9 protein-coding genes are annotated in these 16,026 nt (G+C 72.7%); 6 read left to right on the forward strand and 3 right to left on the reverse strand.

The window, feature by feature from the left end:
- Nucleotides 1-13: 13 nt before the first annotated feature.
- Nucleotides 14-4,606: a hypothetical protein gene (locus ACFY3I_RS22470; RefSeq protein WP_390862135.1), complete on the forward strand. Its 4,593-nt coding sequence runs from the start codon at nt 14-16 to the stop codon at nt 4,604-4,606.
- Nucleotides 4,607-4,616: 10 nt separating this feature from the next.
- Here ACFY3I_RS22470 and ACFY3I_RS22475 read toward each other — a convergent pair whose 3' ends face one another.
- Nucleotides 4,617-5,171: a hypothetical protein gene (locus ACFY3I_RS22475; protein WP_390862137.1), complete on the reverse strand. Its 555-nt coding sequence runs from the start codon at nt 5,169-5,171 to the stop codon at nt 4,617-4,619.
- Between the two features lie 436 nt (nt 5,172-5,607).
- Between ACFY3I_RS22475 and ACFY3I_RS22480 the strand changes: the two genes are divergently transcribed.
- The 5 genes from ACFY3I_RS22480 (at nt 5,608) to ACFY3I_RS22500 (ending at nt 13,523) form a co-directional block, all read left to right on the forward strand.
- Nucleotides 5,608-8,337: a nitrate- and nitrite sensing domain-containing protein gene (locus ACFY3I_RS22480; RefSeq protein WP_390862139.1), complete on the forward strand. Its 2,730-nt coding sequence runs from the start codon at nt 5,608-5,610 to the stop codon at nt 8,335-8,337.
- Nucleotides 8,334-8,768 (forward strand): roadblock/LC7 domain-containing protein, encoded by a 435-nt coding sequence (locus ACFY3I_RS22485; RefSeq protein ID WP_365294277.1) that lies wholly within the window; start codon nt 8,334-8,336, stop codon nt 8,766-8,768. Before ACFY3I_RS22480 ends, ACFY3I_RS22485 begins: the two co-directional genes overlap by 4 nt.
- Nucleotides 8,769-8,777: 9 nt before the next feature.
- Nucleotides 8,778-9,173 (forward strand): DUF742 domain-containing protein, encoded by a 396-nt coding sequence (locus ACFY3I_RS22490; protein ID WP_362726792.1) that lies wholly within the window; start codon nt 8,778-8,780, stop codon nt 9,171-9,173.
- Between the two features lie 24 nt (nt 9,174-9,197).
- Complete coding sequence (locus ACFY3I_RS22495; protein ID WP_390862140.1) at nt 9,198-12,815, forward strand: hydantoinase B/oxoprolinase family protein; 3,618 nt, start codon at nt 9,198-9,200, stop codon at nt 12,813-12,815.
- A gap of 102 nt (nt 12,816-12,917) precedes the next feature.
- Nucleotides 12,918-13,523 carry an ATP/GTP-binding protein gene (locus ACFY3I_RS22500; protein ID WP_365294271.1) on the forward strand — a complete coding sequence of 202 codons (606 nt, stop codon included), beginning with the start codon at nt 12,918-12,920 and terminating at the stop codon, nt 13,521-13,523.
- Nucleotides 13,524-13,591: 68 nt separating this feature from the next.
- On the opposite strand, the gene glpK is transcribed toward ACFY3I_RS22500, so the two are convergent.
- Together glpK and ACFY3I_RS22510 are read right to left on the reverse strand one after the other, a co-directional pair.
- On the reverse strand, nt 13,592-15,109 hold the full coding sequence (glpK, locus tag ACFY3I_RS22505; RefSeq protein ID WP_390862142.1) for a glycerol kinase GlpK: 1,518 nt from the start codon (nt 15,107-15,109) through the stop codon (nt 13,592-13,594).
- Nucleotides 15,110-15,253: 144 nt separating this feature from the next.
- Nucleotides 15,254-15,991, reverse strand: coding sequence for an MIP/aquaporin family protein (locus ACFY3I_RS22510; protein ID WP_365294267.1), 738 nt, complete (start codon nt 15,989-15,991; stop codon nt 15,254-15,256).
- Nucleotides 15,992-16,026 lie beyond the last annotated feature (35 nt).

Genomic DNA, 16,026 nt, shown 5'->3' on the forward strand with positions numbered 1-16,026 from the left:
ACGAGAGTCCGCCATGTACGAGCTGTCCCGGGTCCGCCTCTACTCCATCGGGCCCGCCGGTGCGCGCTACGCCGACACCGTGCTGGACCTGCGGGGCGTCGGGCGGCCCGTGCCCGACCCGGCCCCCACCCAGGCGGAGTTCTTCGAGGAGGAGCCGGTCGGCCCGCCGCGCCGCCCCGCCCCCGCCGGCGTGCTCTTCCTGGAGAACGGCGGCGGCAAGTCGGTACTCCTCAAGCTGATCTTCTCGGTGATGCTGCCCGGTCACCGCAACACCCTCGGCGGCGCCAGCTCCGGCGTGCTGCGCAAGTTCCTGCTCGCCGACGACTGCGGGCACGTCGCCCTGGAGTGGCAGCACACGCTCACCGGTGAGTGCGTGGTCGTGGGCAAGGTGAGCGAGTGGCGGGGACGCCAGGTCTCCAACGACCCGCGGAAGTTCGCCGAGGCCTGGTACTCGTTCCGGCCCGGGCCCGGGCTCGCCCTGGACAACCTGCCGGTCGCCGAGTCCACCTCCGTACGGCCGCCCGTCGAGGGCGCCTCCGGGGCGCAGGGGCGGCGGCGCACCATGAAGGGCTTCCGGGACGCCATCACCGAGGCCGGCAAGGCGTATCCGCATCTGGAGGTGTACTGGGAGGAGATCCACGACCGCTGGATCGAGCACCTCGGCGACCTCGGCCTCGACCCCGAACTCTTCCGCTACCAGCGGGAGATGAACGCGGACGAGGGCGAGGCCGCCGGCCTCTTCGCGGTCAAGAAGGACTCCGACTTCACCGACCTGCTGCTGCGGGCGGTGACCGACACCCGGGACACCGACGGACTCGCCGACCTGGTCGGCGGCTTCGGCAACAAGCTCGGGCGCCGCGCCGAGCTGATCGCCGAACGGGACTTCACCGCCGGGTCGGTGGACCTGCTCGGCCGGATCGTGGAGGCCGCGGAGGCACGCTCACGCGCGCGTGACATCCACGCGAGCGCCGAGCGCCGCACCCGTACCCTCGCGCGTCGGCTCTCCGCGCGGGGCGTGCAGGAGCGCGTACGCGCCGCCGACCTCGCCCAGCGCGTCACGGCCGCCGCCTACGCCGTCACGCACTCGGAGGGCGCCCGCGAGCGCAGCGCGCTGATCGCCGCCGAACTCGCCTACCGGCACGCCTCACTGGCCCTGGCCGTGGGCGAGAAGTCCGCCGCCGCGCAGAAGCGCGAGCTGGCCGACGCCCGCACCCTGCACTCGGCCTGGCAGGCGGCCGAGGCCGTGCTGCGCCACCGGGCCGCCGCCGACCGCGTCGCACGCGTGGCCACCGCCATCCAGGAGGCCGAGCGGGACGCGGCCCCCGCGCTCGCCGCCCGCGCCAGGGCAGCCGTCGATCTCGTCCGGGCCCTGCACATGGCCGCCCAGAGCGCCGAGCGACTCGCCAACGAGGAGGAGGAGCGGTCCGCCGCCCTCCAGGAGGTCAGCGACGCGGCCTACCGGGACTCCACCTCGGCCGCGACCGAGGCCCAGCGCGCCCGCAGCGAGGTCGGGCATCTGCGCCAGCGCCTCGGCGAGGTCGAGCAGGAGACCGCCGAGGCGGTCCGCGCGGGCTGGCTCGACGACAGCGCCCCGGACGCCGACCCGGCCCGCGCCGCCCTCGCGGCCAGCGACGCCGAGAAGTCCGCCGTGGCCGCCTGGGACACCGCACGCGAGGCCTCCCGAAAGGCGTCCGAGCTCGCCCGCGAGGCGGCCTCCGCCGAGTCCCGCGCCGAGCTCACGGCCGCGCGCGCGGCCGACGCGGCGACCGCCGCCGAGCGGACCCACGACGCCGAGAAGCGCCTGGCCGAGGCCCTGGCGGCGGAGGACCGGCTCGCCGAACTGCTGGGTCTCACCGGCTCCCGTACGACCATTCCGCGACCGCGGGGCGAGGGCACCGACGAGGCCCTCGGCGCGGAGGAACTCGACCGGTTCGCCGACGAGTTGCGTGAACTGCTCGACGACGCCGTCGGCTCCGCCGAACGGCACCTGTTCGAACTGCGCACCGCTGCCGCCGACGACTCCCGGATCCTCGGCGCCCTCGGCGACGGCGGACTGCTGCCGCCCGGCCCCGACGTGCTCGCCACCGTGGAGTACCTCGGAGAGCACGGCATCCCCGCCCTGCCCGGCTGGCGCTATCTCGCCCAGGCCGTCGACCCGGCCGACCACGCGCGCGTGCTCGCCGCCCGCCCCGAACTCGTCGACGGCGTCGTCATCACCGACCCGGACACCCACGCCCGTGCCCGCGAGGCGCTCGGCGAGGCGGCCCTGCTGCCGCGCTCCGCCGTCGCCGTCGGTACGGCCGCCGCCCTGCTCGCACCGACCCCGGCCACCGGCGCCGGCGCGGGCGACGTGTTCCTCGTCCCGCCGAACCCGGCCATGCACGACGAGCACGCCGCCGACGAGGAACGGCAGGCACTGCGCGCCCGGGCCACCGAACGGGACGACGAGATCCGCGGCCTGGCCGCCCGGCTCGGCAAGGACCGTGAGCTGGCCGCGCGGCTCGCCTCCTGGCGCACCGGCTGCCCGGCCGGACGGCTCGTCGAACTGGCCCGGGCCGCGCGGGAGGCCCGCGCCTTCGCCGAGGAGTCCGAGACCGAACTGACCGAGGCACGGACCGTTCGGGCCGAGACCGAGGAGACGGCCGCCGAGACCGCCCGGGTGCGCGACGAACGGCAGGAGGCCGCCCAGAAGGCGCGGCGCGCCGCCGACGCCCTCGCCGGGCTCGCGTTCCGGCTGCGCGAGCGGGCCGGCTGGCAGGTCAAGCTCCGCGAACTCGCCGACGAGGCCGCCGAGTCGGAGGTCCGCGCCCAGTCCTGCCTGGAGCGCGCCCGCGTCGCGGACGAGGACCGCCGCGGGGCCCAGCGCGCCGCCGACGACGCCCGCCGCACCGCTCGCGCGCTGCGCGCCGAACGCGCCGAGATCGCCGGCGCCCCCGACGACGTACCGGAAGCCGACGAGGACACCCCGAAGTCCTCACTGCCCGCACTGCGGGAGGCCTACCGGGCCGCCTCGCAGGTGTACGAGAAGGTCGGCGTCGGCGCCGACCTCCGTGCCGAGCAGGCCCGTTCGGAGAGCGACGAGAGCGCCGCCCTCGCCGAGCTGGAACGGCTCACCAACAAGGTCCGCACCCGGGCGGAGCAGCTGCTCCAGGCGCCCGACGGCTCCGACGGACCGTCCCGGCAGGCCGCCGCCGCCCGCGCGGAAGAGCTGGTGCAGCTCCTGGAGACCCGCATGTCCACCGCCAGCGAGCAACTCGGCCGGCTGCGCGGCGAGGCCGAACGGCACGCCCCCGAGGACGGCGAGGCGCACACCGAGCTGCCCGAGGAACTCCGGCCGCGCGACGCCGAGCACGCGCAGGCCCTGCTGCGCACCGCGACCGCCGAACTCGCCACCCGCGTCGAGGCCCTGAACCAGGCCCGCGAGGCGCACGCCGAGCTCCAGGACGCCCACCGCGCGGCCGAGGACGCGGCCGGCGGCTTCGACGAGATCGCCGCCATGCTCCGCGACCTGCTGCGCGAACACGCCGCCGACGAGGAGCAGGAGGAGCCCGAGCCCTACCCCGGCTCCCTGGAGGAGGCCCGGCAGTCCGCCGCCGAGGCCCGCCGGTCGCTGCGCGGCTGCGCCGGAGACCTCTCCGCCGCGGAGTCCGCCGTACGCGAGGCGAGCGACGTGCTGGTGCGGCACGCCAACTCCACCCGGTACGAGGCGGTCCGCACGCCGGCCCGGCAGCAGATCCGGGAGCTGCCCGCCTCGGCGCTGCCCGAGCACGCCCAGAAGTGGGCGGACGCCTTCGCACCCCGGCTGCGGGTACTGACCGACGAACTGGCCCAGCTGGAGCGCAACCGCGACTCGATCGTGGACCGGCTGCGGGGGCTCGTCGAGTCGGCCCTCGCGACCCTGCGGTCCGCCCAGCGGCTGTCCCGGCTCCCCGACGGCCTCGGCGAGTGGTCCGGACAGGAGTTCCTCCGGATCCGCTTCGAGGAGCCCGACCAGGCCACACTCTCCGAGCGGCTCGGCGAGGTCGTCGACGAGGCGACCCGGGCCGCCGTGAAGAAGAACTCCGATCTGCGGCGGGACGGAATGTCCCTGCTGCTCAGGGGAGTCGCGGCGGCCCTGCAGCCCAAGGGGGTGGCCGTCGAGATCCTCAAGCCGGACGCCGTGCTGCGCGCCGAGCGGGTGCCGGTCGGACAGATGGGGGACGTGTTCTCCGGCGGACAGCTGCTCACCGCCGCCATCGCCCTGTACTGCACCATGGCCGCGCTACGGTCCAACGACCGCGGGCGCGACAAGCACCGCCACGCGGGGACGCTCTTCCTCGACAACCCCATCGGCCGGGCCAACGCGACCTACCTGCTGGAGCTCCAGCGGGCCGTGTCGGACGCGTTGGGTGTGCAGCTGCTCTACACGACCGGACTCTTCGACACCACCGCGCTGGCCGAGTTCCCGCTGGTCATCCGATTGCGGAACGACGCCGACCTCAGGGCCGGGCTGAAGTACATCAGCGTGGAGGAGCACCTGCGCCCCGGGCTGCCGCAGCAGCAGGCGGAGGAGGCCGGGCACAGTGAGATCACGGCGACCCGCATGTACAAGAAGCCGTCGGACTGAAGCCCCGGTCTCAGGGGTGGGACAGCTGCCCGGCGCTGCCACCCCGCCGCCGTATCCGCTCCTGTTCGCGCTCGGCGGCGCGCTGCCGCCGCCGGGCCGCACGCTTCTCGCGACGCAACGCGCGTGCCGTACTGCTCGGTTCGGAGACCACGCCGTAACGCTGGTTCCACACCTGGCGGGTCACCAGGACGTCCACCGCGCCCCAGGTGGCCGCCACCGTGCTCACCACGCTGCTGATCACCATCGGGAATGCCAGCCAGGACTCCGCCATCGTGCAGAAGAACGCCACCATGGCCTGGATCAGCGTGACGGCGATGATGATCAGTGCCCGCACCGCCGACCTGCGCACCGGATCCGGCATCCGATACCGCTTGGCCGGCTCCTCGATCCACAACGGCCGGTACTGCGCCTGCTGTTGCGTGCGCGTCCGTGAGGTGAGCGGTTGCTCGTCGCCGCCGCGCGGACGCGGCGTGAGGCCGCCGTCCGGTTCCCCGGACCCCGGACGCGCCTTCGCGCGCTCCGCCGTGCCGTCCTCGGGCGCAGAACGCCGCTGAGCCGTCCCCATCAAGGTGTCACTCCCCACCGCCGACAGACCCCCTCGTGCCGGTGTCCGACGACCCCGGCTCCCCATTGGCTGCCCGGCTTGCGCTGTATTACGCCGCCCGGATGCGGGATACGGATCCTGTGGCCGATTTCGCATCCATCTCCCACCAACAAGGACGAACGAACCCACCGGATGATTCCCCGTCGGTGAAAATTTCCGGCCAACTGATCCTTCGTGCCGTTCGCGCCCTCACAGACGCGAAGTCGACGCGATCGCGGTGGCAATCTCCCGCAATGCCCGGACATCTCTCCCCGGACCTCCCCCATGTCCCGGCCCCGGGGCGGAGGTTCGCCGTCCGGACGCGCCTTCGAGTTATCCCTGTGGCGGTAGTAGGCTCGCGCCGTTTGTTGACGTACACGTGTACCCCCGGCCGGTGGGGGTCGAGCTGGGGGAGGCCATGCGCTTTCGCGGGAAGTCGATCCGCCGGAAGATCGTGGCGCTGCTTCTCGTGCCGCTGGTGTCCCTGACCGCCGTCTGGGGCTTCGCGGCCGTGCTCACGGGGCGCGAGGTCACCCGGATGTTCCACGTGTCGCACGTCGTCGAGGAGATCGGCTACCCGACCGAGGACACGGCCCGGGTCCTCCAGCAGGAACGCCGGCAGACCCTCGTCTACCTCGCCGACCCACGCGCGGCCGACGCGCTCGCCGCCCTGCACCGCACCCGCACCGCAACCGACGGCGCCGTCGCCGAACTGCGGAAGAACGCCCGTGAGCAGAGCGCCCGCGAGGGCCTGAGCGCCGACGACGCCGAACGGCTCACCGCCGTGCTCGACGCGTTCGAGGGCATCGACGCCCTGCGCCACAGCGTCGAACAGGGCACCGTCAGCCGCGCCCAGGCCCTCGACCTCTACAACCGCGTGGTCGACCCCTGCTACACGCTGCTCGCCTCCCTCGGCGGGACGGACGACGTGGACATGGACAAGCAGGGCCGCGCCCTCGTCAACATCACCCGGGCCCGCGAACTCCTCTCCCGCGAGGACGCCCTGCTCGGCTCCGCCCTCGTGGTCGGACGGATCTCCCGCACCGAGACCCGGGAGATCTCGGACCTCGTCGCCCAGCGCACCCTGCTGTACGACATCAGCCTGCCGCTGCTGCCGTCCTCGGAACGCGACCGCTTCGACCGCTTCTGGAAGAACGCCACCACCGCCCCGCTGCGGACCGCGGAGAAGTCCGTGACCGACGCCGGATCCGATGTGCCGAGCGACGTCAGCGCCCAGAGCTGGGACACCTCCGCCGGCACCGTGCTCGACGAACTGCGCACCCTCGACGACCAGGTCGGTGACCGCTACCAGGACCGCATCCGGCCCGTCGCCGTCGGCGTGATCGTCCAGGCCGCCGTCGTCGGCGTCCTCGGACTGGTAGCGGTGCTCTTCTCGCTGGTGGTGTCGGTCCGGGTCGGCCGAAGCCTCATCCGGGACCTGCGGCTGCTGCGCCAGGATGCCCACGAGGCCTCCGGGATCCGGCTGCCGAGCGTGATGCGCCGGCTGTCCGCGGGCGAACAGGTCGACGTGGAGACCGAGGTCCCGCGCCTGGAGTACGACAGGAACGAGATCGGCGAGGTCGGCCAGGCCCTCAACACCCTGCAGCGCGCCGCCGTCGAGGCCGCCGTCAAGCAGGCCGAACTGCGCTCCGGCGTCTCCGAGGTCTTCGTCAACCTCGCCCGCCGCAGCCAGGTACTGCTGCACAAGCAGCTCACCCTGCTCGACACCATGGAGCGCAGGACCGAGGACACCGACGAACTCGCCGACCTCTTCCGCCTCGACCACCTCACCACGCGCATGCGCAGGCACGCCGAGGGCCTGGTGATCCTCTCCGGCGCCGCCCCCTCGCGGCAGTGGCGCCGACCCGTCCGGCTGATGGACGTGGTGCGAGCCGCGGTCGCCGAGGTCGAGGACTACGAACGGATCGAGGTCCGCCGGCTGCCCCGGGTCGCCGTCACCGGCCCCGCCGTCGCCGACCTCACCCACCTCGTGGCCGAACTCCTCGAGAACTCCACGGTCTTCTCGCCGCCGCACACCGCCGTCCAGGTCCTCGGCGAGCGGGTCGCCAACGGGTTCACCCTGGAGATCCACGACCGCGGTCTCGGCATGGCCGCCGAGGCACTGCTCGACGCCAACCTGCGGCTCGCCGAAACCCCCGAGTTCGAGCTCTCCGACACCGACCGGCTCGGCCTGTTCGTGGTCAGCCGCCTCGCGCAGCGCCAGAACGTCCGCGTCTCGCTCCAGCCGTCCCCCTACGGAGGCACCACCGCCGTCGTCTTCATCCCCGACCTGCTGCTGACCGACGACGTCCCCGACACCAACGGGGTGGGCTTCCGCCTCGACCGCACCGGGCCCGCGGCCGAGACAGGACCCGAGGAGAGCGGCGCCACCACGCTGACCCCGAGGTCGGCGCAGCGCCCCGGGCTGCCGACCGCCCTCCCCGGCCGACCGGTCGAGCTGGAGGCCCCCGTCGACCTGGACGCGCTCGACGGCTACCCGGGCGCCCTCACCGACGAGGAGAGCGAGCGCGGCGGTCTGTTCCGCCCCCACCGCTCCCTGGCCCGCGCCGACGACGACATCACTCCCGTCGTGAGCGAGCTGCATCAGCCCGCCCCGGACCCCGCGGACGGCCTCCGCGACGAGCGTCCCGTCGCCCCGGTGGCACCGCCCCGCCGGAGCACCCCCAAGCTGGTCAGCTCGCACGGCAGGCCCGTCACCGAGCAGCGCTCACGGCGCCCCGGCCCGGCCGACCGCGACGAGCCGCGCACGGCGCCCGAGGCCGGCGGCCCGGCCGAACCCGCCGGACCGCCCGCCCTGCCCCGCCGTACCCGCCGCCCGGCGACCAGCCCGGGCCGCGGCCCCGAAGACTCCGTCCCGCCCCTCGGCAGCACACCCCCGGACGCCGCACCCGGCGCCCGGCCGCTGCCCCGGCGGGTACGGCAGGCCAACCTGGCCCCGCAGCTGCGACAGGAACCCGCCCGGCCCGCCGGGCACGAGCCGGAACCCGTCGAGCGTGACGCCGACGAGGTCCGCAGCCGCATGGCCTCGCTCCAGCGCGGCTGGCAGCGCGGCCGGGCGGAGAACACCGCGGGCGACGGGTCCGGGGACGGGACAGCACAAGGAACGACTAAGGGGGACGGTCGATGACCGATCCGAAGGCGACCGGCCACACGGCGACGATCAAGAGCGAGCTGAACTGGCTCCTGGACGACCTGGTCGACCGGGTGGCCAGCATCCGCAAGGCCGTCGTGCTCTCCGGAGACGGCCTGGCCACCGGCGTCTCCAAGGACCTGACAAGGGAGGACGGCGAGCACCTGGCGGCCGTGGCCTCGGGCTTCCACAGCCTCGCCAAGGGGGTGGGCCGCCACTTCGAGGCGGGCAGCGTCCGGCAGACCGTGGTCGAGCTCGACGACGCCTTCCTGTTCGTCACCGCGGCCGGCGACGGCAGCTGCCTGGCCGTCCTCTCCGACGCCGACTCCGACGTCGGCCAGGTCGCGTACGAGATGACGCTCCTGGTCAAGCGGGTCGGCGCACATCTGGTGTCCGCTCCACGCACCGATCTGCCCTCGGGCGGGTAGTGGGATGACATGAGCGGAGACGGTCAGGGAAGAAGTCACTGGTTCGACGACGAGGCCGGACCGGTCGTCCGTCCGTACGCCATGACGCGGGGCCGCACCACCAGCGCGGCCCAGCACCGCCTCGATCTGATCGCGGTGGTCGTCACGGAGCCGCACGCGGACGACCCCGAGGACGACCGGATGCTGTCCCCGGAGCACGTGGACATCGTCGAGCTCTGCCGAGACACCCCGCAGTCGGTCGCCGAGCTGGCTTCCGGACTCGATCTGCCCATCGGAGTGGTCCGGGTCCTCGTCGGCGACCTCGTCGCCGGCGAACTCGTGCACGTCAACCGGCCGGTTCCCCCGGCCGAGCTGGTGGACGAGAGTATCCTGCGCGACGTGATCAACGGCCTCCGGGCGCTGTGACCGGCGCGGATACGGAGTGGTGACGTGACAGGCTGGCAGTTCTGGGTCGACCGCGGCGGTACGTTCACCGACGTCGTCGCGCGGCGGCCGGACGGGCGGCTGCTCACCCACAAACTTCTCTCCGACCGTCCCGCGCGGTACGCCGACGCCGCGGTGGCAGGCGTGCGGGAACTGCTCGAAGGACCGGCCGACCGGGTCGACACCGTCCGGATGGGCACCACGGTCGCCACCAACGCGCTGCTGGAACGCAAGGGCGAGCGCACCCTGCTCGTCATCACCCGCGGCTTCCGCGACGCCCTGCGCATCGCCTACCAGAACCGCCCCGGCATCTTCGCCCGTCGCATCGAGCTTCCCGAGCTGCTCTACGAACGGGTCGTCGAGGCCGACGAGCGCATCGCGGCCGACGGCACCGTCCTGCGCGCACCCGACCTGGACGCCCTGGCGGGCCCGCTCCAGGAGGCCTACGACGACGGGATCCGCGCCGTCGCCGTGGTCTGCATGCACAGCCACCTCCACCCGGCCCACGAACAGGCGATCGGTGAGCTGGCCGCCCGCACCGGCTTCCCGCAGATCTCGCTGTCCAGCGAGGTCAGCCCGCTGATGAAGCTGGTGCCGCGCGGCGACACCGCCGTGGTCGACGCCTACCTGTCGCCGGTCCTGCGCCGCTACGTCCGCCACGTCGCCGACGAGCTCGAAGGCGTCCGGCTGATGTTCATGCAGTCCAACGGCGGGCTCGCCGAGGCCGGGCAGTTCCGCGGCAAGGACGCCGTCCTCTCCGGGCCGGCCGGTGGGATCGTCGGCATGGCCCGGATGTCCCAGCTCGCCGGGTTCGACCGGGTCATCGGCTTCGACATGGGCGGCACATCCACCGACGTATCCCATTTCGCCGGCGAGTACGAACGGGTCTTCACCACCCAGATCGCCGGCGTGCGACTGCGCGCCCCCATGCTGGACATCCACACCGTCGCCGCGGGCGGCGGTTCGGTGCTGCACTTCGACGGCTCCCGCTACCGCGTCGGGCCCGACTCCGCGGGCGCCGAGCCCGGCCCCGCCTGCTACCGGGGCGGCGGCCCGCTCACCGTCACCGACGCCAACGTCATGCTCGGCCGGATCCAGCCCGCCCACTTCCCCCACGTGTTCGGCCCCGACGGCGACCGGCCTCTCGACGCCGGTGTCGTCGGGGAGCACTTCACCGGCCTCGCGCGGGAGATCCGCGACCGGACCGGCGACGACCGGACCCCCGAACAGGTCGCCGAGGGCTACCTGAGCATCGCCGTCGCCAACATCGCCAACGCCGTGAAGCGGATCTCCGTCCAGAAGGGCCACGACGTCACCCGCTACGCCCTCACCACCTTCGGCGGCGCCGGCGGACAGCACGCGTGCATGGTCGCCGACTCCCTGGGCATCCGCACCGTCCTGGTGCCGCCCATGGCCGGCCTCCTGTCCGCGCTCGGCATCGGTCTCGCCGACACCACCGCCATGCGCGAACAGTCCGTCGAGGCACCCCTGACCGCCGAAGCCATGCCCGGCGTCCGCGAGACCGCGGACGGCCTGGAGGCCGCGGCCCGCTCCGAACTCCTCGCCGAGGACGTCCCGGAGGACCGTATCGACGTCACCCGCCGCGCCCAGCTCCGCTACGACGGCACCGACACCACCCTCACCGTCGAACTCACCGAGCCCGACGAGATGAGACACGCCTTCGAAGAACGTCATCGCGCCACGTACTCCTTCACGCTCGACCGCCCGGTCGTCGTCGAGGCGCTCTCCGTGGAAGCCACCGGAATCACCCGTCCCCCCGATCTCTCCGCCCTCGCCCCGTACGAGGGCCGTCCCACCGCTCCGGAAACCGTCCGCCTGCACACCGGCGGCGCCTGGCACGACGTGCCCCTCCACCGCCGCGAGGGGCTTCCCCCCGGCGAGTCCGTCACCGGCCCCGCGATCATCACCGAGGCCGGCGCCACGACGGTCGTGGACGACGGCTGGCGGGCCGCGGCCACCGACGACGGGCATCTGGTCATGGAACGCGCGACGGTCACGCAGAGTTCCGATCTCGACACGGAAGTCGATCCGGTCCTGCTGGAGGTCTTCAACAGCCTGTTCATGTCGATCGCCGAACAGATGGGCGCCCGGCTGGAGTCGACGGCCCAGTCCGTCAACATCAAGGAACGCCTGGACTTCTCCTGCGCGCTGTTCGACCCGGACGGGAACCTGGTGGCCAACGCCCCGCACATCCCCGTCCACCTGGGCTCCATGGGGACCAGCGTGAAAGAGGTCGTCCGCCGCCGCGGCGCCTCGATGAACCCAGGTGACACCTACGCCGTCAACGACCCGTACCACGGGGGCACGCACCTGCCCGACGTCACCGTGATCACCCCCGTCTTCGACACGCAGGGTGAGCGGATCCTCTTCTACGTGGCCTCCCGCGGCCACCACGCCGAGATCGGCGGCATCGCCCCCGGCTCGATGCCCGCCGACAGCAGCACCATCGACGAGGAGGGCGTCCTCTTCGACAACTGGCTGCTCGCCGAGAACGGCCGGTTCCGCGAGGACGAGACCCGTCGGCTGCTCGCCGAGGCCCCCTACCCCTCCCGCAACATCCGCACCAACCTCGCCGACCTGCGCGCCCAGATCGCCGCCAACCGCAAGGGAGTCGACGAAGTCGGACGCATGATCGCCGAGTTCGGCCTCGACGTCGTCCAGGCCTACATGCGGCACGTCCAGGACAACGCCGAGGAGGCGGTCCGCCGCGTCATCGACGCCCTGGAGGACGGCGCGTACGCCTACGAGACCGACTCCGGCGCCGTCATCCGCGTACGCGTGCGCCTGGACCGCGACAACCGGCGCGCGACCGTCGACTTCACGGGCACGTCGGCGCAGCTGGACAGCAACTTCAACGCTCCGTCCGCCGTCGTCGCCGCGGCCGTGCTGTACGTCTTCCGCACCCTGGTCGCCGACGACATCCCGCTCAACGACGGATGCCTGCGCCCCCTGGACATCGTCGTACCGCGCGGATCCATGCTCGCCCCGGAGCCGCCGGCCGCCGTCGTCGCGGGCAACGTCGAGACCTCCCAGGCCATCACCGGTGCCCTCTACGCGGCGCTCGGCGTCCAGGCCGAGGGGTCAGGCACCATGAACAACGTCACCTTCGGCAACGATCGTCACCAGTACTACGAGACGGTCGCCTCCGGATCCGGAGCGGGCGACTGCTTCCCCGGCGCGGACGTCGTCCAGACCCACATGACCAACTCCCGGCTCACCGATCCGGAGGTCCTGGAGTGGCGACTGCCCGTGCGCCTGGACGAGTTCGCCGTACGGCGGGGCAGTGGCGGAGCGGGCCGCCGGCGCGGCGGGGACGGCGCGGTGCGCCGCATCCGCTTCCTGGAGCCCATGACCGTGTCCACCCTGTCGCAGCACCGCCGCGTCCCGCCGTACGGCATGGCCGGCGGCGCGCCCGGCGCCCTGGGCGCCAACCGGGTGGAGCGGGCCGACGGCACGGTCACCGAACTGGGCGGCAGTGACACCACGGACGTCGGCGCCGACGACGTACTCGTCATCGAGACCCCGGGCGGCGGCGGATACGGACACCCGTCCCCCGACCCCGTCGAGAACGATCCCCACACAGAGCGACCGCACACAGAATGACCCCACACAGAGTCCCCGCACACAGACTGACGCCACACAAAGTGACCTTATCCAGAGTGACCCCCGTCAAGAACGACCTTGATCGAGCAGGAGAAGAGACCGATGATCTTCGGGCGATCTGAGCGCGGCAAGCCCCCGATCGAGCCCGTCACGCTCAAGATCCTCGTGGCCGGCGGCTTCGGCGTGGGCAAGACGACCATGGTCGGCGCGGTGAGCGAGATCAGGCCGCTGCGTACCGAGGAGGTGCTGACCGAGGCCGGACGGCCGGTCGACGACACCAACGGTGTCGAGGCCAAGCACACCACCACCGTCGCCATGGACTTCGGCCGTATCACCCTGCGCGAGGACCTGGTGCTGTACCTGTTCGGGACGCCCGGGCAGGAGCGGTTCTGGTTCATGTGGGACGAACTGTCCGAGGGCGCTCTGGGCGCCGTCGTGCTCGCCGACACGCGCCGCCTGGAGGACTGCTTCGCGGCCGTCGACTACTTCGAGCGGCGCTCCATACCGTTCCTGGTCGGCGTCAACTGCTTCGAGGACGCCGACCGGTACCCGGCCGAGGACGTCCGCAAGGCCCTCGACCTCGACGCGGACGTACCGGTCCTGCTGTGCGACGCCCGGGACCGCGAGTCGGTCAAGCAGGTGCTCATCGGCGTGGTCCAGCACGCGATGGCGTACGCCGCGGGCCGGCGCCAGACCGTCACCACCTGACGGCCGGCACGGCCGGCACGGCCCGCACCCCCGCCGACCGGGGTACGGGCCGTGGTCGGGGCGGCCGGCTACTCGCCGTCCTCCAGCCAGCCGAAGCTCTTCTCCACGGCCTTGCGCCAGTTCGCGTACTCCCGCTCACGCACCGGCGCCTCCATGGCGGGCGTCCACTCCGCGTCCCTCTGCCAGTGCGACTTGAGCTCGTCCAGGTCGTTCCACACGCCGGTGGCGAGACCGGCCGCGTAGGCGGCGCCCAGACAGGTCGTCTCGGAGACCCGGGGCCGGATGACCGGCACCCCGAGGACGTCGGCCTGGTGCTGCATCAGGAGGTTGTTCCGGGTCATGCCGCCGTCCACCTTCAGGGTCGTGATCTGTACCCCGGAGTCCTGGTACATGGCGTCCACGACCTCCCGCGTCTGCCAGCTGGTCGCCTCCAGGACCGCTCGCGCCAGGTGTCCCTTGGTGACGTACCGGGTGAGGCCGGTGACGACCCCGCGCGCGTCCGAGCGCCAGTAGGGCGCGAACAGGCCGGAGAAGGCGGGCACGATGTAGGCGCCGCCGTTGTCGTCGACGCTCGCGGCCAGGGTCTCGATCTCGTCGGCGGACCGGATGATGCCGAGCTGGTCCCGGAACCACTGGACGAGCGCGCCCGTGATGGCGATGGAGCCCTCCAGGCAGTACACCGGCGCCTCACCGCCGATCTTGTAGCCCATCGTCGTCAGCAGTCCGTTCTTGGACGGCACCGGCCGGTCGCCGGTGTTGAGCAGCAGGAAACTGCCCGTCCCGTAGGTGTTCTTCGCCGTGCCGACGTCGTAGCAGGCCTGTCCGAAGACCGCCGCCTGCTGGTCGCCCAGCGCGGAGGCCACCGGCACTCCGGCGAGCTGGCCGACGGCGGTGCCGTACACCTCGGCGGAGGACCTGATCTCGGGCAGCACCGCCTCGGGGATGTTCATCGCGGACAGGATGGAGCGGTCCCACTGGAGGGTCTCCAGGTTCATCAGCATGGTCCGGCCGGCGTTGGTGACGTCGGTGACGTGACGGCCCCCCTCGGTGCCGCCGGTGAGGTTCCAGATCAGCCAGGAGTCGATGGTGCCGAAGGCGATCTCGCCGCGCTCGGCGCGGTCCCGGAGCCCGGGCACGTTGTCCAGCAGCCAGGCCGCCTTGGGACCGGAGAAGTAGCTGGCCAGGGGTAGCCCGGTCTGGTCGCGGAAGCGGTCCTGGCCGTCGCGGCCGCCGAGTTCGTTGCACAGGGCCGCGGTACGGGTGTCCTGCCAGACGATCGCGTTGTGCACGGGCTTGCCGGTGGCGCGGTCCCACAGGACCGTCGTCTCGCGCTGGTTGGTGATGCCGAGCGCGCTCAGCTGGTCCGCGCGCAGCCCCGCGCCGGCGAGCGCCCCGGCGACCACGGCCTGCACCTTGGACCAGATCTCGGTGGCGTCGTGCTCCACCCAGCCCGGCTTGGGGAAGATCTGGCGGTGCTCGCGCTGGTCCACGGCGACGATCGCGCCGGCGTGGTCGAAGATGATGCAGCGGCTCGACGTGGTGCCCTGGTCGATTGCGGCGACGTACCTCTCGGCGGTGTCCGGCATGGCTACCCCTTGGTCGCTGGGTCGGAAGGCTGCGTGGGATCGGAAGGCTGCGTGGGTCCGGAGGCTGCGTGGGATCGGGGGGCCGCGGTTCGGCGTCCGCGGTTCGACGTCCGTGACGCGACGTCCGTGATGCGGAAGGCCGTTTCAGAAGGCCACGTTGTAGATGAGGCCCGCGAGCGCCCCGCCGATCAGGGGGCCGACGACCGGGATCCAGGCGTAACCCCAGTCGGAGGTGCCCTTGTTCGGGATCGGCAGGAAGGTGTGCACGATCCGGGGGCCCAGGTCGCGCGTCGGGTTGATCGCATAGCCGGTGGGCCCGCCCAGGGACAGCCCGATGCCGACGACGAGCAGTGAGACGATCAGTACGGTGGTGCCGGACTCGCCGAGCCCCTTGGTCAGCCCGAACGCGAGGATCGGCAGGACCAGCGCGATCGTCGCGATGATCTCGGTGACGAGGTTGGCCACCGGGTTCCGGATCTCGGGGATGGTGGAGAAGATGCCGAGCGTGGGAGTCGGCTCCTCCCCGGTGTCCTGGTCGGGCAGGTTGGCCTGGAACTGGGCCAGGTAGACCAGGTACGTGAGGACGGCGCCCAGGACCGCTCCGACGAACTGGCCGAGCAGGTAGACCCAGACCTTGCCCCACTCGCCGGTGTCCACGGCGATGCCGATGGTGACCGCGGGGTTGAGCTGGCCCCCGGAGAGGGGAGCGGCGGTGTAGGCGCCGGCCAGGACGCCGAACCCCCAGCCGAACGCGATCACCACCCAGCCCGCCGCTCTCGCCTTGGAGTGTCTGAGGGTGACGGCGGCGCACACACCGGCGCCGAAGAGGATGAGGATGGCCGTGCCGATGACTTCGCCGACGAATATGTCTCCGTTGCTCATGGCGGCTCCTAGGGCGCTGGCCGGAGGGTCTACCC

Origin of the sequence: Streptomyces sp. NPDC001068, assembly GCF_042897315.1 — a bacterium.
Classification (GTDB): Bacteria; Actinomycetota; Actinomycetes; order Streptomycetales; family Streptomycetaceae; genus Streptomyces.